The sequence below is a fragment of the Nitratiruptor sp. YY09-18 genome (assembly GCF_016593235.1).
GTDB lineage: Bacteria > Campylobacterota > Campylobacteria > Campylobacterales > Nitratiruptoraceae > Nitratiruptor.
Genome location: NZ_AP023065.1, coordinates 193,835 through 209,231, shown reverse-complemented (window position 1 = coordinate 209,231; position 15,397 = coordinate 193,835). Strand labels below are relative to the sequence as shown.

General features: G+C 39.7%; 26 protein-coding genes. 3 read left to right on the top strand and 23 right to left on the bottom strand.

Annotated features, from left to right (window positions below; genetic code table 11):
• Positions 1 to 27 precede the first annotated feature (27 nt).
• From rpsH to rpsJ, 16 genes are all read right to left on the bottom strand, one after another.
• Positions 28 to 432, bottom strand: coding sequence for a 30S ribosomal protein S8 (gene rpsH, locus JG734_RS01300; protein WP_201333247.1), 405 nt, complete (start codon positions 430 to 432; stop codon positions 28 to 30).
• 62 nt (positions 433 to 494) lie between these two features.
• Positions 495 to 680, bottom strand: a complete 186-nt coding sequence (locus JG734_RS01295) for a type Z 30S ribosomal protein S14 (RefSeq protein ID WP_201333246.1) — start codon at positions 678 to 680, stop codon at positions 495 to 497.
• Positions 680 to 1,231, bottom strand: a complete 552-nt coding sequence (gene rplE / locus JG734_RS01290; protein ID WP_201333245.1) for a 50S ribosomal protein L5 — start codon at positions 1,229 to 1,231, stop codon at positions 680 to 682. The genes JG734_RS01295 and rplE overlap by 1 nt, the downstream gene beginning before the upstream one ends.
• On the bottom strand, positions 1,228 to 1,470 hold the full coding sequence (gene rplX, locus JG734_RS01285; RefSeq protein WP_201333244.1) for a 50S ribosomal protein L24: 243 nt from the start codon (positions 1,468 to 1,470) through the stop codon (positions 1,228 to 1,230). The genes rplE and rplX overlap by 4 nt, the downstream gene beginning before the upstream one ends.
• Positions 1,470 to 1,838, bottom strand: coding sequence for a 50S ribosomal protein L14 (rplN, locus tag JG734_RS01280; RefSeq protein ID WP_201333243.1), 369 nt, complete (start codon positions 1,836 to 1,838; stop codon positions 1,470 to 1,472). The genes rplX and rplN overlap by 1 nt, the downstream gene beginning before the upstream one ends.
• Entirely contained in the window at positions 1,838 to 2,089 is a 252-nt protein-coding gene (gene rpsQ / locus JG734_RS01275; protein WP_201333242.1) for a 30S ribosomal protein S17, read from the bottom strand. The genes rplN and rpsQ overlap by 1 nt, the downstream gene beginning before the upstream one ends.
• The gene (rpmC, locus tag JG734_RS01270) at positions 2,089 to 2,283 is read right to left on the bottom strand and encodes a 50S ribosomal protein L29 (protein WP_201333241.1); all 195 of its coding nucleotides are present in this window, start codon (positions 2,281 to 2,283) and stop codon (positions 2,089 to 2,091) included. The genes rpsQ and rpmC overlap by 1 nt, the downstream gene beginning before the upstream one ends.
• Positions 2,270 to 2,695 carry a 50S ribosomal protein L16 gene (rplP, locus tag JG734_RS01265; RefSeq protein ID WP_201333240.1) on the bottom strand — a complete coding sequence of 142 codons (426 nt, stop codon included), beginning with the start codon at positions 2,693 to 2,695 and terminating at the stop codon, positions 2,270 to 2,272. The genes rpmC and rplP overlap by 14 nt, the downstream gene beginning before the upstream one ends.
• A 2-nt stretch (positions 2,696 to 2,697) precedes the next feature.
• Positions 2,698 to 3,387 carry a 30S ribosomal protein S3 gene (gene rpsC / locus JG734_RS01260; protein ID WP_201333239.1) on the bottom strand — a complete coding sequence of 230 codons (690 nt, stop codon included), beginning with the start codon at positions 3,385 to 3,387 and terminating at the stop codon, positions 2,698 to 2,700.
• Positions 3,387 to 3,713 carry a 50S ribosomal protein L22 gene (rplV, locus tag JG734_RS01255; RefSeq protein WP_201333238.1) on the bottom strand — a complete coding sequence of 109 codons (327 nt, stop codon included), beginning with the start codon at positions 3,711 to 3,713 and terminating at the stop codon, positions 3,387 to 3,389. Before rplV ends, rpsC begins: the two co-directional genes overlap by 1 nt.
• A gap of 9 nt (positions 3,714 to 3,722) precedes the next feature.
• The gene (gene rpsS, locus JG734_RS01250) at positions 3,723 to 4,004 is read right to left on the bottom strand and encodes a 30S ribosomal protein S19 (protein ID WP_201333237.1); all 282 of its coding nucleotides are present in this window, start codon (positions 4,002 to 4,004) and stop codon (positions 3,723 to 3,725) included.
• A gap of 11 nt (positions 4,005 to 4,015) precedes the next feature.
• The gene (gene rplB / locus JG734_RS01245; protein WP_201333236.1) at positions 4,016 to 4,846 is read right to left on the bottom strand and encodes a 50S ribosomal protein L2; all 831 of its coding nucleotides are present in this window, start codon (positions 4,844 to 4,846) and stop codon (positions 4,016 to 4,018) included.
• A gap of 9 nt (positions 4,847 to 4,855) precedes the next feature.
• Positions 4,856 to 5,137: a 50S ribosomal protein L23 gene (locus JG734_RS01240; RefSeq protein ID WP_201333235.1), complete on the bottom strand. Its 282-nt coding sequence runs from the start codon at positions 5,135 to 5,137 to the stop codon at positions 4,856 to 4,858.
• Position 5,138: 1 nt separating this feature from the next.
• Entirely contained in the window at positions 5,139 to 5,753 is a 615-nt protein-coding gene (gene rplD / locus JG734_RS01235; RefSeq protein WP_201333234.1) for a 50S ribosomal protein L4, read from the bottom strand.
• Positions 5,750 to 6,328: a 50S ribosomal protein L3 gene (gene rplC, locus JG734_RS01230; RefSeq protein WP_201333233.1), complete on the bottom strand. Its 579-nt coding sequence runs from the start codon at positions 6,326 to 6,328 to the stop codon at positions 5,750 to 5,752. Before rplC ends, rplD begins: the two co-directional genes overlap by 4 nt.
• Before the next feature lie 10 nt (positions 6,329 to 6,338).
• Positions 6,339 to 6,650, bottom strand: coding sequence for a 30S ribosomal protein S10 (gene rpsJ, locus JG734_RS01225; RefSeq protein WP_201333232.1), 312 nt, complete (start codon positions 6,648 to 6,650; stop codon positions 6,339 to 6,341).
• A gap of 128 nt (positions 6,651 to 6,778) precedes the next feature.
• Between rpsJ and JG734_RS01220 the strand changes: the two genes are divergently transcribed.
• The gene (locus JG734_RS01220) at positions 6,779 to 7,858 is read left to right on the top strand and encodes an ATP-binding protein (RefSeq protein ID WP_201333231.1); all 1,080 of its coding nucleotides are present in this window, start codon (positions 6,779 to 6,781) and stop codon (positions 7,856 to 7,858) included.
• Here the strand turns inward: JG734_RS01220 and JG734_RS01215 are convergent, their stop codons facing one another.
• From JG734_RS01215 to JG734_RS01205, 3 genes are read right to left on the bottom strand one after another with little or no spacing between them, the layout of a single operon-like run.
• A complete protein-coding gene (locus JG734_RS01215; RefSeq protein ID WP_201333230.1) occupies positions 7,859 to 9,313 on the bottom strand; it encodes a YncE family protein in 1,455 nt (484 codons plus the stop codon). It abuts the gene before it with no gap.
• A gap of 10 nt (positions 9,314 to 9,323) precedes the next feature.
• Positions 9,324 to 10,037 (bottom strand): hypothetical protein, encoded by a 714-nt coding sequence (locus JG734_RS01210; RefSeq protein ID WP_201333229.1) that lies wholly within the window; start codon positions 10,035 to 10,037, stop codon positions 9,324 to 9,326.
• Between the two features lie 10 nt (positions 10,038 to 10,047).
• The gene (locus JG734_RS01205; RefSeq protein ID WP_201333228.1) at positions 10,048 to 10,926 is read right to left on the bottom strand and encodes a hypothetical protein; all 879 of its coding nucleotides are present in this window, start codon (positions 10,924 to 10,926) and stop codon (positions 10,048 to 10,050) included.
• Positions 10,927 to 11,003: 77 nt separating this feature from the next.
• On the opposite strand from JG734_RS01205, the gene JG734_RS01200 reads away from it, so the two are divergent.
• Together JG734_RS01200 and JG734_RS01195 are read left to right on the top strand one after the other, a co-directional pair.
• Positions 11,004 to 11,552 (top strand): ribonuclease HII, encoded by a 549-nt coding sequence (locus tag JG734_RS01200; RefSeq protein ID WP_201333227.1) that lies wholly within the window; start codon positions 11,004 to 11,006, stop codon positions 11,550 to 11,552.
• 61 nt (positions 11,553 to 11,613) lie between these two features.
• On the top strand, positions 11,614 to 12,864 hold the full coding sequence (locus JG734_RS01195) for a DUF2130 domain-containing protein (RefSeq protein ID WP_201333226.1): 1,251 nt from the start codon (positions 11,614 to 11,616) through the stop codon (positions 12,862 to 12,864).
• Here JG734_RS01195 and JG734_RS01190 read toward each other — a convergent pair.
• The 4 genes from JG734_RS01190 to rnc are packed head-to-tail and all read right to left on the bottom strand — an operon-like array spanning position 12,830 to position 15,394.
• Complete coding sequence (locus JG734_RS01190) at positions 12,830 to 13,036, bottom strand: hypothetical protein (protein ID WP_201333225.1); 207 nt, start codon at positions 13,034 to 13,036, stop codon at positions 12,830 to 12,832. The two genes, JG734_RS01195 and JG734_RS01190, sit on opposite strands and share 35 nt — an antisense overlap.
• Before the next feature lie 19 nt (positions 13,037 to 13,055).
• Positions 13,056 to 13,652, bottom strand: a complete 597-nt coding sequence (locus tag JG734_RS01185) for a DedA family protein (protein WP_201333224.1) — start codon at positions 13,650 to 13,652, stop codon at positions 13,056 to 13,058.
• Positions 13,645 to 14,721 carry a chorismate synthase gene (gene aroC, locus JG734_RS01180; RefSeq protein ID WP_201333223.1) on the bottom strand — a complete coding sequence of 359 codons (1,077 nt, stop codon included), beginning with the start codon at positions 14,719 to 14,721 and terminating at the stop codon, positions 13,645 to 13,647. Before aroC ends, JG734_RS01185 begins: the two co-directional genes overlap by 8 nt.
• Entirely contained in the window at positions 14,714 to 15,394 is a 681-nt protein-coding gene (gene rnc / locus JG734_RS01175) for a ribonuclease III (RefSeq protein ID WP_201333222.1), read from the bottom strand. The genes aroC and rnc overlap by 8 nt, the downstream gene beginning before the upstream one ends.
• Positions 15,395 to 15,397: the final 3 nt, after the last annotated feature.

Here is a 15,397-nt window from a genome sequence, read left to right as displayed (position 1 = left end):
TCTACGATTTCTCGAATGGATATCGTATTACCAAACACTACACAAAACTTCGCCGCCAACTCCCTGACGGTAAGCTTCATCGTTAGGTAACACACCTTTACTAGTACTTACTATAATAGTTCCGTAACCGTTTTTGAATCTCTTGATCTCATCTTTGCCTTTATAGACACGACGACCAGGTTTAGAAATACGTTTAATTTCATTAATTACAGGTCTCTTTTTCTTTCCTGCTTCTTCATATTTCAAAACTACATTGATAAATTTCTTGTTACCATCTTCAACTACTTTATAGCTCTCTATATAGCCTTTATCTTGAAGAATCTTTACAATAGCTTCTACAATTTTCGAATAAAGAAGTTGTGTAACCTCTTGTCCGCGCATAGATGCGTTTCTAATTCTTGTGATTGAATCAGCGATGATATCATTAACCATTATCTTTTCTCCTTCATGAATATCTAATAGGGTTCGTGCTGTGCACGCTACCTATTAGTGAATTACCAACTTGACTTTTTAACACCAGGAAGCAAGCCTTCACTTGCCATTTTACGCAAGCAGATTCTGCAGATTCCAAAATCTCTATATACAGATCTTGGACGGCCGCAGATTCTACAACGAGTATATGCTCTAACCTTGAATTTTGGCTTTCTCTTCGCTTTCGCGATCATACTTTTCTTCGCCATTATCTACCACCTTTTGCGAATGGAAATCCGAGTAGTTCAAGAAGCTTATACGCCTCTTTGTCACTATCAGTTGTTGTTACAATTGTTATGTTCATACCGTGAGTTTTGATGATGTTGTCATAATCAACTTCTGGGAACATCAACTGCTCATCAAGACCAAAGTTGTAGTTTCCTCTCCCATCAAAACCACTTTTTGGAAGTCCGCGGAAGTCTTTCACTCTTGGCAGTGCTATATAGATGAGCTTTTGCAAAAAGTTCCACATACGATCTTGGCGTAGTGTTACTTTTACTCCTACAGGCATACCTTCACGGATCTTAAACCCAGCCTCACTCTTTTTAGCTTTCGTAACAACAGCATGCTGCCCAGTGATGAGGCTGATAGTATCTTGAATATTTTGCATCAATTTACTATCACGGCTTGCTTCACCAGCACCTACACTCACTACAATTTTCTCAAGATTTGGAATGAGCATAGGGTTTTTAAGATCAAGCTCTTCAGCAAGAGCTGGTTTGACTTTCTCGTTATAGATCTCTTTTAGCTCTAATGTCATGATGCGCCACCTTCTACTTTACGAACGTTAGAGATGTGAATAGGCATCTCTTTATTGACAAATCCGCCCTCTGGATTTTGTTCACTCGGTTTTACAGCTTTCTTTGCAAGCTTACAGCCTGCTACGATTACTGCATCTTTTTTTGTAAGAACCTGGAGAACCTCTCCAGTTTTACCTTTGTCATCTCCGGCGATGATCTCTACAATATCGCCCTTTTTGATTTTAAATTTCTTAGCCATTAGAGCACCTCCGGTGCAAGTGAAACAATTTTCATGAAGTTTTTATAGCGAACTTCTCTGCTAACAGGACCGAAAATACGTGTACCAATAGGTTCATTTTTGTTATCAAGAATAACAGCTGCATTGTCATCAAATCGTATCAAAGAGCCGTTTTCTCTTTGAACCTCTTTTTTGGTTCTTACTACAACTGCCTTGACAACTTGACCTTTTTTCACCTTTCCGTTTGGTGCTGCTTTTTTGACTGAAGCAACTATCACATCGCCAACGGAAGCGTAACGTCTTTTCGATCCACCAAGGACCTTAATACACATAATCTCTTTTGCGCCGCTATTATCAGCGACGTTGAGTCTTGTAAAACTTTGAATCATTACTTAACTCCTGCCTGTACAATCTCTTTGAGTCTAAAAGATTTTCTTTTAGAAATTGGTCTACATTCTACGGCAGTGACAACGTCTCCAACGTTGGCTTGATTTTTTTCGTCATGCACCAAATATTTTTTGAATCGTTTAACGATCTTATGATATTTTGGGTGCATAACTTTTCGCTCAACGAGGAGTGAAATAGTTTTGTCACCGCTCTTTTTAACGACTGTTCCTTGAATAACTCTTTTGTAAGCCATTATCCAGCCCTTCTTTTCTCCGCAATAGCGGTTTTGATTCTCGCAATATCTTTTCTTGTTTTTCTAATTTGACTCGTATCTTGAAGCTGCATTGTTTTTAGCTTCATACGAAGCTCAAACAGCTCCAACTTCTTATCCTTCAACAACCCTTCGAGCTCTTGTAGGCTCTTCTCTTTCAACTCAGTATAGTTCATTTTCACTCTCTTGTGTCACGATTTTTGTTTTAAAAGGGAGTTTGTATCGTGCAAGATCGAGAGCTTCTCTTGCCAAGCTCTCCTCAACACCTGCCATCTCATAAATGATGCGGCCAGGTTTGATATTCATAACCCATTTCTCCACTGCACCTTTACCTTTACCCATCCTTGTCTCCAATGGCTTTTTGGTAAGAGGTTTATCTGGAAACACACGGATCCAGATCTTTCCAGTTCTTTTTACTTTTCGAGTCATTGCAACCCTTGCTGCCTCAATCTGGCGAGAGTCGATACGACCATGCTCAAGTGCTTTGATTCCTATATTTCCGAACGCAAGACTATTGCCTCTATAAGCTTTACCTCTGTTGCGTCCCTTTTGCTGTTTTCTATATTTTGTCTTCTTAGGCATCAACATGATTAACTTCTCCTTCTTGGAGCACGTCTTTTAGGTCTTTCAGTTCTTTCAGGTTGGATACCCTTTTGGAGTACCTCACCTTTAAAGATCCAGACCTTCACGCCGATTACTCCATATGTAGTATGGGCTTCAGCAAATCCATAATCGATTTTTGCTCTGAGTGTATGCAAAGGAACACGTCCTTCTAGATACCACTCAGTACGTGCCATTTCAGCACCACCAAGACGTCCAGCAACCTGAACTTTGATACCTTTTACACCAGCCTTTTTGGCAGCTTGAATTACTTTTTTCATCGCACGGCGAAATGCCACACGTCTCTCAAGCTGCGTTGCAACGTTTTCAGCTGCAAGCTGCGCAGATGCTTGTGGACGCTTCTCTTCTTTGATATTGATGAAAACCTCTTTGCCCACAAGTCTTTGCAACTTCTCTTTGAGCTTTTCGATATCTGCACCTTTTTTACCGATGATAACCCCCGGACGTGCAGCTACAATAGTAACTCTGAGCTTCTTTGCAGTTCTTTCAATAATAATATTGCTGATTCCTGCGTAGTAGAGCTCTTTTTTCAAAAATTTTCTGATTTTATGATCTTCTTCCACTCTATCCGGCATCTTGTTATGATCCGGAAACCAGCGTGATTCCCAGTTTCTATTGATTCCAAGTCTTAAACCTATAGGATTGACTTTTTGACCCATTAGCTATCCTTCTTTTGCGCTACTTCTACATAAATATGAGAAGTTGGCTTCATGATTCTGCTTGCACGACCTCTTGCTCTTGGTCTAAATCTCTTAAGATATGGTCCTCTATCTACTCTGCAAGAAGTAACAACTACCTCATTTGGTTCATATCCACCATTTGCAACAGCACTTGCAATCACTTTTGAGATTACTTTTGCTGCTTTATTTGGTGTGAACTCCAAAGCTGCCAATGCCTCTTCGGCATTCATACCCTGTACCTCTCTCGCGACGAGTCTCGCTTTTGTCGGTGAGAGTCTGATAAATCTCAATACTGCCTTACTCATCACCTATCCTTATTTACCAATTTTCTTCTGCACAGAACCTTTGTGTCCCTTAAAGGTTCTTGTTGGAGCAAATTCGCCAAGTTTAAAGCCAACATGGTTTTCAGTAATATATACAGGAACAAATTGTCTTCCATTGTGTACGTTAATTGTAAGACCTATCATCTCTGGCACAATTGTGCTTCTTCTAGACCAAGTTTTGATAGGTTTTTTATCTCCGGTCTCTTTCGCTTTGAGCACTTTCTTCATAAGATGGTCATCTACGAATGGACCCTTTTTGATACTTCTAGCCATTTTTTACCCTCTTACTTTTTCTTTCTTCTAGAGATTATGAGTTTATCACTAGCTTTTTTACGACGTGTTTTGTACCCTTTCGTTGGCATACCCCAAGGTGTTACAGGGTGTCCGCTAGGACCGGTTTTACCTTCACCACCACCATGCGGGTGATCAACTGGGTTCATTGCTGAACCTCTTGTTTGAGGTCTTATACCTCTATGGCGATTGCGACCGGCTTTGCCAATAACAATATTGATATACTCTTCATTACCAACAACACCCACAGTTGCCATGCACTCACCAAGGACTTTTCTCATCTCACCGCTTGGCAGGCGCAAGATCACATACTTATCTTCTCTACCCATGATCTGTGCATATGCACCAGCGCTTCTTGCCATCTGGCCACCTTTGCCAGGCTTGAGTTCGATATTATGCACGAGTGTACCCACAGGGATGTTTTTGAGTTTCATAGCATTGCCTGGCAATACATCAAGACCACCTTCAGCAGCTTCAACTGTATCACCTACTTTCAAGCCGCTTGGCTGAATAATGTATCTTTTGTCACCGTCTCTGTAAACAACAAGTGCGATTCTACAGTTTCTGTATGGATCATACTCGATAGTTGCTACACGGCCAGGTACGCCAAATTTGTTACGTTTGAAATCGATAATACGATAGAGTTTTTTCGCTCCAGCCTCTTTATGGCGTGAAGTGATACGTCCTTGGTTGTTTCTCCCAGCACGTGCAGGAAGTTTGACAAGGAGTTTTCTCACACTAGGCTTTGCAGTGATGTCGCTACTGTCAACAACACTCATAAATCTACGACTAGGCGTATACGGTTTATATTTTTTTATTGCCATCTTCTATCCTTACACCGCTAGACTTTCGATTTTTGCCCCTTCAGGCAACTTCACGTAAAACTTTTTATAGTTATCACGCTTCCCTTCTATTCCTCTGAAACGTTTCGTTTTGCCCTTCATGCGAAGAGAGTTGATTTTGACTGGAGTAACTCCAAAATACTCTTTGAGAATTGATTTGAGTTGATTCTTTGTCACTTTGTCACTTGTTTGGATAACGATATATCCCTCTTCTTGAAGGCCCAAACTCTTTTCAGTATAAACGATTGATTTGATATCTGTAATATCTGCCATCTTAGCCCTCTTTTACTATTTTTTCCCAAACTGGTTTTTCAATGACAACAGCGTAGAATGCTGACGCTAGATATGCATTGAGTTCGTTTGGTTCGATTAAGTATGCATTTGGCAAGTTTCTAAATGCCAAGAAAGTCTTCTCATCAATTGCATCTTTCACAAAAAGAACATCTCTTGCACCTATCTTCTTGACGATAGCTGCTGCATCTTTTGTTTTGCCTGATTCAACTTTGATCTCATCAACGATAAAGAGCGCTCCATTTTCTGCTTTTTCATTCAAAGCAAATTCAAGAGCTTTTCTCTTTTGCTTTTTATTTACTTTTTGTGTGTAGTTCTTTTGGTTTGTAGGACCGAATGCTACACCACCACCAACAAACAAAGGACTTCTAATTGATCCAGCACGTGCACCACCACGTCCCTTTTGTTGCCAAGGCTTACGTCCACCACCGCTAACAGCACTTCTGTTTTTAGTATGTGCGTTGTTTGCACGCAAGTTCGCAAGATATGCTTTTACATAGAGATAGAGGTTATGCGGGTTAATCCCTTGGAAACTCTCAGGAACCGCTACCTCTTGCTCTTTTTCGAAATTGTTATTCAAAACTATTGCTTTACTCATTTGACAATCCTTACTTTACCAAGTGCTCCGTTTGGTCCAGGTACTGAACCCTTTACAACCAAAATTCCATTTTCTGGATCAAAGCTTACTACTTCGTTTTGTACGGTTACTTTTTTGTTTCCATACTGTCCAGGCATTTTTTGTCCAGGCATAATGCGTCCTGGCCATTCACACATACCTACCGAACCTGGTGCTCTGTGAAATCTTGAACCATGGCTATCAGGACCACCAGCAAAGTTCCATCTTTTTACAACACCACTAAATCCACGACCTTTTGAGTTGAAGCTAATTTTCACTCTTTTTGCTTCACCAAGTGGCGAGAGGTCAAGGTTACCTGGCTCACTGTTTGCTACTTTAAGGGTTACAAATCTATTAAATTCAGGTGTTAGGCCATATTTCTTTTGCTGGCCTTCGATCGCTTTATTTCTCTTCTTGCCTGATCCATAAGCCACGATAGCTTTATTGTCACCGACAATTTCACAAACTTTTGCTTCTTTCACTTTGAGTAGTGTTACTGGTACACTAGGGATACCGATTGTTCTACTCATTCCGATTTTTTCTACGATAAATTCCATCTACTTCCCCTTACTCGCCCATTGACCTAACTTCGACATCCACTTCTGGTGCCAAGTCAAGCTTCATTAGTGAATCAACTGTATCAGGTGTTGCTGATACGATATCGATTAGCCTAGAATGAATTCTGATTTCAAACTGTTCTCTAGAGTCTTTATTAACGTGTGGTGATCTAAGAACTGTATATTTTCTGATTTTTGTTGGTAATGGAATCGGACCTTTAATCTCCGCTCCCGTTCTCTTCACAGCCTCTACGATTGCAGAGACACTTCTATCTAACACCCTATGATCATAAGCACGAAGCTTGAGTCTGATCTTCTCCATTTGAACCTTTCACAAAGAACTTGTTGCAAGTGCAACATATTTGGGAGCGTTATTATAAACGAAGAGGAAGTCAATTTGCAAGTTTTTTGGTTATAATAAATGAAATTTATTTCCTTTTAGGAAGGAAAATGGAAGCTTTAGAGTTTTTCTATGACAAAAGTATAGCAAAATATGAGTTTTTGCCGCGAAAATGTGCAATCGAGCCTGCAGAAAAGATCCTCATCACTGGTCCAAAATATTGTGGGAAGTACTCACTTACACAAGAGTTCCTCCATACATACTACAGACCAAAAGAGGTACTGCTGATTGATTTTGATGATGCAAGAGCTGATATAACGGCAATTCAAAAAGATATCCAAACATTTATCTCTCAAAATAAAATCAAAATAGTAGTCTACTACAACCCACCCCTTTCTATCGATATCCCTGCAGTTGAGAGCTTTGTCGTCGTCTCGCACCAAAAGCGAGAACTTGTAGACGCAAAGCACTATAGACTGACCAATCTTGACTTTGAAGAGTATCTGCTTTTTGAAAAGAGGAGTGATATCAAAATAGCTTTCAACAACTTTCTCAAAAACGGCAACTATCCAGCTATACCATTTATAGAAGAGTTCAAAAAGGATAAAGTCTACCAAGAGATGCTCATGCTCACATTCAAGGAGGATTTTGCCATCTTCAAAGAGATTGCGTTTTATCAAGGCTACAATATCTCAGCATATTTTCTCTTTACGCGCCTCAAAGAGCGCTTTAAAATCTCTAAAGATAGGTTCTATGCTCTTTTTGAACAGTGGCAAAGGGATAGGTATATCTATCTTGTGCCAAAATTTGGAGCAAAACGCGCTGCATCCAAGCTCTTTTTTCACGATTTTACAATCAAATCGAGACTTTTTACCCAAAAAGAGTTTCCTAAAAGCTTTGAGAATATGGTCTATCTAGAAATTGCAGATCAAGAGATCTGCTATCTCGAACCACTTGGCTTTTACAATCCCAAACAAGAGCTCCTCATTCTTGCTATTCCATTTGGCAACGAAACCCGCATCCAGCAGCGCATCGAGCAAGTTCTTGCTAAAAATAGTATTCCATTAAAAAAAATAGAAGTTGTTACAATTGCTACAGATTTTCTCTATGAGATTAAAGATATTCCCATAGAGATAACCCCTTTTTACTCCTGGGCTATTGCCAAGGAGAGCAGTGAAACACTCTACTAGCTACTTTACCCTCTCAAAGATATAGAGTGTATCAAAGTCACTAGCAATGAGCCGATCACCAAAGAGCGCATATGTTATGAGTGTTTGATCACTTGGGAATGCGATACGTTGCACTGTACGAAGAGTTTGAGGATCTATGATTTTGAGATCTGTCTTTTTGCGGCGAAGATATCCAGCATAAGTGGCAAATTTGTTTGTGATATGCTCTGTTACTATCCATCGTCCATCATGAGTTAATACAAAGAGCTTCCCTCCATCACGAATAATATTTTTCGTCTGTCCAACTAATTTGCCTGATTGCAGAACAAAAATATAGAATTTACCAAAATGGTTAGTAAAAATTACTCTTTTATCATCTGGCATAAATGCTGCATCTACAAATCCGGCTTTGAGAGGGTCGTGAAATTTTTGCATTACTTTTACTTGCTGATAATCAATAATCTCCCCATTATTTTTTGCTAACCACGGATGTACATGGGCAAATTTTACATAGAGTGAGCTATAAGCCTCATTATTTAACTCCCCATATTTTTTAAGATCTTTGAGATTATAAAAGACCACTTGATCTCCATTGCGCAGCAACAAAAGGTCTCTTTTTGGACTAAGGCAAAAGCATGGTTTAATCTTTTTTACACTTCCATACCACATTGAGCCAGAACCGCAATAAAATGGAATATATTGTGGTAGCAGCCGTTTTGTGACAATATCGATAAAGCGTAAAGCCTTTTCATTCCATTTTGCAGGATTGTGCACGATAAAAAGAACTCTTCCAAAAGCATCAAAGGCAAGCTGATCGACCGCATTGGCAAAGATCCACTGATGTATAATCTTATAAGAATGTGCATCAATGAGTGTAATACGAGCTACTGCGTGATATCTGCCTTTGCTATCTTCGTAACTGAGATCACTCATTACTCCAAGATACTTGCCATCTGGGGAAAAATCAAGAGCAATGACTGGCTCATCTATACCAATCTTAATCTTTTTAAGTTTTCCATCAAATATAATTACGCCGCACTCTCCTAAATTACCATAGGGCTCACTTGCTGTTTTTGTATGCATTGCAAAAAAGAGAGCACCTTTGAGCAAAAAAGGTACTGCCTCTTTTACAAGACTTGGCGGAAAGAGATGTTGCAACCATGTTGGAGCATTTTTTTGGAGCTGTTTAGCACTCTCTTTAGCTATTTTTTTGTTCTCCTCTTCCCACCTTTGCATACTCCCATACTCTTTTTCTATATTTGCCTGTATGATTTGGCGTATACGCTCTCTTTGCTTTTCTACTTCATCACGCGTCGGTTTAATCTTGCTTATATAACCAAATGCAGCTTTACCATTATGTATAGCTAAAGGAGTAAAGTAGTAAGCATTAGGCACTTGTACTGAACTTACCAGATAAAAGACCTGATCTTTTGCAAAGAGCGGGCAAAATAAAATCATCAGTAGTAACAATCTCATCACAATCCTTTTACATACCAAAATGTATGCTAAACTCTTGAGCCATGCGGTGTTTTTTCTCATCAATCAAAGGCTTTTTACCATGAAACCCAAAATCCAAAAGCTTGAGACTAGCTTCTACACTTCCATCGCCAGATGCAACGATACCAAACGGAACTTTATCGCTTACTACCAATCTTCCACCACTGTTTTGAGAAACAATTAAAAAGCTTGGGATATTTCGGTTTTGAACTGTAAATTGAATCTTTTTAATAGTTATACGATTATCACATCTTGGTGGATTATTGAGTATTGCTGGTGTTAAAATGGTGCTTAGATTCTCTCTCCCACCCATCGCAAATGTATAGTAAAGCTCTATCATATTTTTATTGAGTTTTATAACATGTCCTCCTCTATCTAAAACATACAATATTGTTGGATCAAGAGTAAGGAGAGTAACTCCTGGAGCTAATTTTTTAGGTATGATGCTATACCAAGTCTGCAATGCCAACGATGGCTTTGGCTGTAGCTCCACTCCATAGAGTTTCTTCCCATCAACTTCTCTTTTGCCTGCATATATAGCTAATCCATACGTAAATTTTGCCCATGCACCAACTTGGAGGTTTTGGTAGCTATATTGCACAATACTATTTTGGATAGAGACTAATTTTTTTATTATATCCCCACACTCATCTGCAAAGAGTGATGTGACTACAAGTATGCAACTAAGAAAGAACTTTTTCATATTTTCTCCTTCATCGCAGAATCTCTACAGCAGGACACTTCCCAAAAACTACATGAGCAGATCTTACATCTATCCACTCTCCCTTGCTTATGTCACCATAAGGATTTTTACACCCTCTAGGCAGATAAAGAATATTTGCACCTGGAATCGATAAAGAGATTAACTGCTTTATGTCGTTTTGATCTATACCTGAGATTATCTTATAGTGCTGCATCTTTTGTAATAGATTTGCTACTGTTTTTTTAAAATCGTATTGCGCCACTTTATGATTTTCATAATAGGTAGAACCATCATAATTTTCATCTGCATTTTGAGGAAATCGTGCACCATAGAGAACTTTTTTTAAGAGATTATTAATCTTTGCAAGACTTTTCCTGGCTTTTTCTTTAGATGCAAACCCGCCTGGACCTATGACTGTTTTTAGTTGCATATAACCTGGTGTATTCCAATGCAACTCCCATCGCAAAAAACTAAGATCACACTCTTGTCCCTCTTGGCAGATAATCTTTGCTACAAAGTTGCGATCGAGTTTTTGATAGAGCTTCTCATCTTTGCTATTCCGTTTTTTATTCATACACTCATAAAACGCTTCCCAAGATCGAATACACTCTTTCTTTTCAAACCATGCAGATAGATCAAGAGTTGTTACTATCTCAGTAATGTATCTCTGCGGTCTTTTTTTGATATGTATACAAGTAACAGAACCATTCCGCACAATTGTTACTGTTCCCCCTTTTAAATCCTTTTCAAGTTCCTTTTTGTATTGATTTATTCCTGGTGCTATTTGTATGCTTGCTTTATTGAAACAAATAACCACTCTATCTGGAGGAAAAATGCAAGCAAAAAGAGTAGATATAATAAGGAAAAGAAAAATAGATAAACGCAACATTATGACTTCTTTTTGAATATATATACTTAATAATAGAACTTTATTTATTAATTTTATCTTAATCTATAAGGGTATGTATGACTATCTGCGGTATTGATGAAGCGGGGCGGGGGCCGTTGGCAGGACCTTTGGTGATGGCTGGCGTGGTTTTTATCAAAAGAGTTTATAAACTTGATGATTCAAAAAAACTCTCAGCACAAATGAGAGAGAAGCTCTATGAAAAAATCATCAATGCCACACAATACAAAATTGTAATCATTAATAATGAAATAATTGATCAAAAAGGAATTTCAGCTTGTATCACCCAAGGACTCAAAGAGATTCTCAATGCACTTAAAGCACAAAAATATATTTTTGATGGCAACTCCAAATTCGGCGTTGAAAAGGTTGAGCCAGTTATCAAAGCAGATCAAACAGTAAAAGAAGTAATGGCAGCTTCAATCTTAGCAAAAGTCACGCGAGATCGTATCATGTGCGAAATGGATAGGCTCTATCCAGAGTATGGCTTTTGTAAACACAAAGGGTATGGTACAAAAGAGCATATAGAAGCTATGAAAAAGTATGGCCTCTCTCCTATTCATCGTAAAAGCTTTCGTCCCAAAGCCTTGCAACCAACACTTTTTTAATTTATGCAATTTGTTGCACTAAATCTACTATAATTGTATTAAAATGCCTCGAGGAGAGCCAATGCACACTATTAAATGTCCAAACTGCGGCTACGAAATAGATATCAACCAAACACTCTATGAAGAGATAGAAAAAGCTGCCAAGGCAAAACTACAAAAAGAGATAGAAGAACACAGACAAGCCTATAGAGCCGAGCTGGCCAAACTCAAAGCCCAGCAAGAAGAGATCAAAGCCAAAGAGGCTGCAATAGAAGCAAAAGTAGCACAAAAAGCGCAAGAGGCTTTGGCAAAAGAACGTATAAAACTTGAGCAAGAGCTCAAAGAAAAAATTGCAAACGAGCAAGCAAGTATCATAGAAAATCTCAAAAAAGAGCTCCAAGAAAAGAGCAACCAGGTCAAAGAGCTCAATGAAGCAAAAATAGAGATAGAAAAGCTCAAGCGCCAAAAAGAGGAAGCCATACAGCAAGCACGACTTCAGGCACAAAAAGAGCTCAATGAAGAGCTTGCCAAAGAGAAAGAGCGTCTTGCAAAGCAGATAGCACAAGAGAGTGAGCTCAAACTCAAAGAGAAAGAGAAGCAGCTTAAAGATCTCAAAGCCAAGCTTGCTGAGGCGCAGAGAAAAGCAGAACTCACCTCCCAACAGCATCAAGGTGAGGTGCAAGAGCTAGCAATAGAAGAGTACCTCCAAAACCAGTTCCCATTCGATACCATTGAAGAGATCAAAAAAGGGCAGCGTGGGGCAGATTGCCTGCAAATTGTCAATACACGAGAGTTAGCAAACTGTGGCAAAATCTACTATGAGAGCAAACGTACCAAGGAGTTTCAAAAGGGCTGGATCGAAAAACTCAAAACCGATATGCGCCAAATTGGTGCCGATATTGGAGTAATCGTCACTGAAGCAATGCCAAAAGATATGGAGCGTATGGGGCTTATCGATGGGATTTGGATATGTAGCTTTGAGGAGTTTAAGGCTTTGAGCTTCATTTTGCGCCAGCATATCATCCAGCTAGCTCTTACAACACGTTCCATGCAAAATCGCAGTGACAAGATGAGTTTGCTCTATCGCTACCTCACATCAAATGAGTTTAAGATGCAAATCGAAGCGATTGTAGAGGGTTTTACACAGATGCAAGAGGATCTTGATAAGGAAAAAAGAGCGATGCAGCGACTTTGGAAGCAGCGCGAGAAACAGCTGCAAAAGGTGCTCGATAGTACTATCTCTCTCTACGGCTCCATTAAAGGCATTGCTGGCAATGCCATAGGACATATCGAGCTGCTTAGCCTCCCATACGAGGAGGATGATCAAGCATAGAGACTAAGTGTGCCTTTCTCATTTTTTGGAGGCTGGAGACTCTTTTTACAAGCTCTTCCATCATCTGCTTTGTCTGCTCCATACTCTTTTTAAGAAGACTCACCGCAATCTGCTCTTTTGTCTGGTGCGTAGCTTTTACAGTAGCATATTGTGCCACATCTGCTATTTTCATTTTAGCTCCTTTGCACCTATTATTGGCTCTTTTTGTTTTTGCGATAGTAGTAATAAAATACTCCTACCACCAAAAGCATAACAATTGCAATAATAAGATGCGTTGCAGATCTAATACGCTCTTCATTCTCACCAATAAAATAGCCAAGAACGAGCAAAATGCCACACCACAATCCAGCACCTAAAAATGTATAAAAAGCAAAAGCGGTAAGTTTCATACGACCAATACCAGCAGGCAGTGAGATATATTGGCGAATTCCAGGAATGAGTCTACCCCAAAAAGTGCTTGGATGCCCATATTTTGCAAAAAAATCTTCCACTTTTTTCAAAGACTTCTCTTTCAAAAAGAGATATTTTCCATACTTTTCTAAAAAGGGGCGTCCAAGCTTATGACCAAGGTAGTAGTTAAAAAGTGCTCCTGCTAAACTTCCAGCAACGCCTGAAAGCCATGCGACCAAAAGACTCATCTCCCCCTTACTCGCAAGATAACCAGCCGGTACCATCGCAACTTCACTAGGAAAAGGAAAAAAGGAACTCTCCAAAAACATCATCACAAAGATGCCAATGTAGCCAAGATCTCCTACAAGATTGACTATCCAAGTAACAATATCATGCATTGTAGATTTTTTGAAGATTTTCAAGTTTGCTTGTAGCACCCAACAAAAGCATATCTGCAAGCACCAAAGCCATCATCGCTTCAGCTACCACACTTCCACGAGCAGCCACAAAAGGATCGTGGCGTCCTTTGAGCTCTACTTCTACCTCATTACCTGCTGTATCAATGGAGCGCTGCTTTTGGAAAATTGAAGGGGTTGGTTTGAAGTAGATGCGCGCTACTATCTCTTCTCCGTTGCTAATTCCGCCTAAAATACCGCCAGAATTGTTACTCGCAAAACCCTCAGCGATAATCTCATCATTGTTTTGACTGCCCATAAGGCGGCTAGCTTCACACCCATTACCAATCTCAACGGCTTTTGCTGCGTTGATACTCATGAGAGCTTCAGCAAGTACTGCATCGAGTTTGTAATAGATAGGCTCACCTAGTCCTGTAGGTACTCCACGAGCTGTGACTAAGACAACTCCACCTACACTATCGTGAGCCTCTTTTGCTTTCAATATCGCCTCTTTTTGCTGCTCTTCTACTGCTGGATCAAGGGCAAATATCTCGCTCCCTCTTGCATACGCAAAATCAAACTGCTTGGCTTTAATGCCTGCTACCTCAACTACGCCAGCCTCTACTTCGATACCAAATTCTCTTAATAGCAGCTTCGCTACTGCTCCTGCAGCCACACGCGCAGCAGTCTCTCTTGCGCTACTGCGTCCACCACCTCTATAGTCTCTGATCCCATATTTATGAAAGTATGTAAAATCTGCATGCCCTGGGCGAAAAATATCTCTTATATTGGAGTAGTCGCGGCTTTTTTGATCTTTATTAAATATCACCATACTTATTGGAGTCCCTGTAGCTTTACCTTCAAAGACGCCGCTAAGGATCTCTACTTTGTCACTCTCTTTTCTTGCAGTTGCAAATTTACTTTTGCCAGGACGCCTGCGATCTAGCTCACTTTGGATAAACTCTTCATCGATTTTAAGTCCTGCAGGAACACCATCTACCACACACCCTATCGCTTTGCCGTGAGACTCACCAAAAGTAGTAAAGCGAAATTTTATTCCAAAACTATTCATCTTCAGCCTTTAGTTTTTGCAAAGCGATCTTTGCAGCTTCTTGCTGGGCAGATTTTTTACTGCGTCCTTTTGCAGTAGCTATCTCCTCATCATGAAGCATCACAGCTACCTCAAACTCTTTTTTGTGATCTGGACCTGTGGCTCCAAGCAGTTTATATTGTGGTGTAACACCAAAGCGCGCTTGGGTAAACTCTTGCAAAGCAGTTTTGAAATCTTTAAAGAGAGTGCCAAGATCTATCTTTGGATACTCTTTTTCTAAAAGATCCAGCACTATCTCTCTGACCTTTTCAAGCCCAACTTCAAGATATATCGCTCCCATTACCGCCTCAAAAGCATTAGAAAGGAGGCTTGGCTTGCTGCGGCCGTGATTGTTCTCCTCAGCTTGGGATATGAAGATATAATCACCAATATTGAGCCTGTTTGCTAGCTTTGCAAACCCCTCTTCGTTTACGAGAGATGCACGGAGCTTTGAAAGTTCCCCCTCATTTGCTTTTGGAAGTTTTTTATAAAGATACTCCCCCACAATGAGATCAAGTACGGCATCGCCTAAAAATTCCAATCTCTCATTATTGACAGGACTTTTGTAACTTTTGTGGGTAAGTGCCTCTTTGAGTAGTTCTTTGTTTTTGAAGGTATATCTAAGGCTTTTCTCAAACTCTTGCAGTTTTTGCATTCA

Coding starts and splice junctions, on each gene's coding strand:
- rplB (WP_201333236.1), bottom strand. CDS start 4,846: ATGGCAATAAAAAAATATAAACCGTATACGCCTAGTCGTAGATTTATG.
- rpsS (WP_201333237.1), bottom strand. CDS start 4,004: ATGGCTAGAAGTATCAAAAAGGGTCCATTCGTAGATGACCATCTTATG.
- rpsC (WP_201333239.1), bottom strand. CDS start 3,387: ATGGGTCAAAAAGTCAATCCTATAGGTTTAAGACTTGGAATCAATAGA.
- rplD (WP_201333234.1), bottom strand. CDS start 5,753: ATGAGTAAAGCAATAGTTTTGAATAACAATTTCGAAAAAGAGCAAGAG.
- JG734_RS01185 (WP_201333224.1), bottom strand. CDS start 13,652: ATGCATGATATTGTTACTTGGATAGTCAATCTTGTAGGAGATCTTGGC.
- rplP (WP_201333240.1), bottom strand. CDS start 2,695: ATGTTGATGCCTAAGAAGACAAAATATAGAAAACAGCAAAAGGGACGC.
- rplC (WP_201333233.1), bottom strand. CDS start 6,328: ATGGAATTTATCGTAGAAAAAATCGGAATGAGTAGAACAATCGGTATC.
- JG734_RS01205 (WP_201333228.1), bottom strand. CDS start 10,926: ATGTTGCGTTTATCTATTTTTCTTTTCCTTATTATATCTACTCTTTTT.
- rplE (WP_201333245.1), bottom strand. CDS start 1,231: ATGACATTAGAGCTAAAAGAGATCTATAACGAGAAAGTCAAACCAGCT.
- aroC (WP_201333223.1), bottom strand. CDS start 14,721: ATGAATAGTTTTGGAATAAAATTTCGCTTTACTACTTTTGGTGAGTCT.
- rpsH (WP_201333247.1), bottom strand. CDS start 432: ATGGTTAATGATATCATCGCTGATTCAATCACAAGAATTAGAAACGCA.
- rplN (WP_201333243.1), bottom strand. CDS start 1,838: ATGATTCAAAGTTTTACAAGACTCAACGTCGCTGATAATAGCGGCGCA.
- JG734_RS01200 (WP_201333227.1), top strand. CDS start 11,004: ATGACTATCTGCGGTATTGATGAAGCGGGGCGGGGGCCGTTGGCAGGA.
- rpsQ (WP_201333242.1), bottom strand. CDS start 2,089: ATGGCTTACAAAAGAGTTATTCAAGGAACAGTCGTTAAAAAGAGCGGT.
- JG734_RS01210 (WP_201333229.1), bottom strand. CDS start 10,037: ATGAAAAAGTTCTTTCTTAGTTGCATACTTGTAGTCACATCACTCTTT.
- JG734_RS01295 (WP_201333246.1), bottom strand. CDS start 680: ATGGCGAAGAAAAGTATGATCGCGAAAGCGAAGAGAAAGCCAAAATTC.
- rpmC (WP_201333241.1), bottom strand. CDS start 2,283: ATGAACTATACTGAGTTGAAAGAGAAGAGCCTACAAGAGCTCGAAGGG.
- JG734_RS01220 (WP_201333231.1), top strand. CDS start 6,779: ATGGAAGCTTTAGAGTTTTTCTATGACAAAAGTATAGCAAAATATGAG.
- rplX (WP_201333244.1), bottom strand. CDS start 1,470: ATGGCTAAGAAATTTAAAATCAAAAAGGGCGATATTGTAGAGATCATC.
- JG734_RS01240 (WP_201333235.1), bottom strand. CDS start 5,137: ATGGCAGATATTACAGATATCAAATCAATCGTTTATACTGAAAAGAGT.
- rnc (WP_201333222.1), bottom strand. CDS start 15,394: ATGCAAAAACTGCAAGAGTTTGAGAAAAGCCTTAGATATACCTTCAAA.
- JG734_RS01190 (WP_201333225.1), bottom strand. CDS start 13,036: ATGAAAATAGCAGATGTGGCACAATATGCTACTGTAAAAGCTACGCAC.
- JG734_RS01195 (WP_201333226.1), top strand. CDS start 11,614: ATGCACACTATTAAATGTCCAAACTGCGGCTACGAAATAGATATCAAC.
- JG734_RS01215 (WP_201333230.1), bottom strand. CDS start 9,313: ATGAGATTGTTACTACTGATGATTTTATTTTGCCCGCTCTTTGCAAAA.
- rpsJ (WP_201333232.1), bottom strand. CDS start 6,650: ATGGAGAAGATCAGACTCAAGCTTCGTGCTTATGATCATAGGGTGTTA.
- rplV (WP_201333238.1), bottom strand. CDS start 3,713: ATGAGTAAGGCAGTATTGAGATTTATCAGACTCTCACCGACAAAAGCG.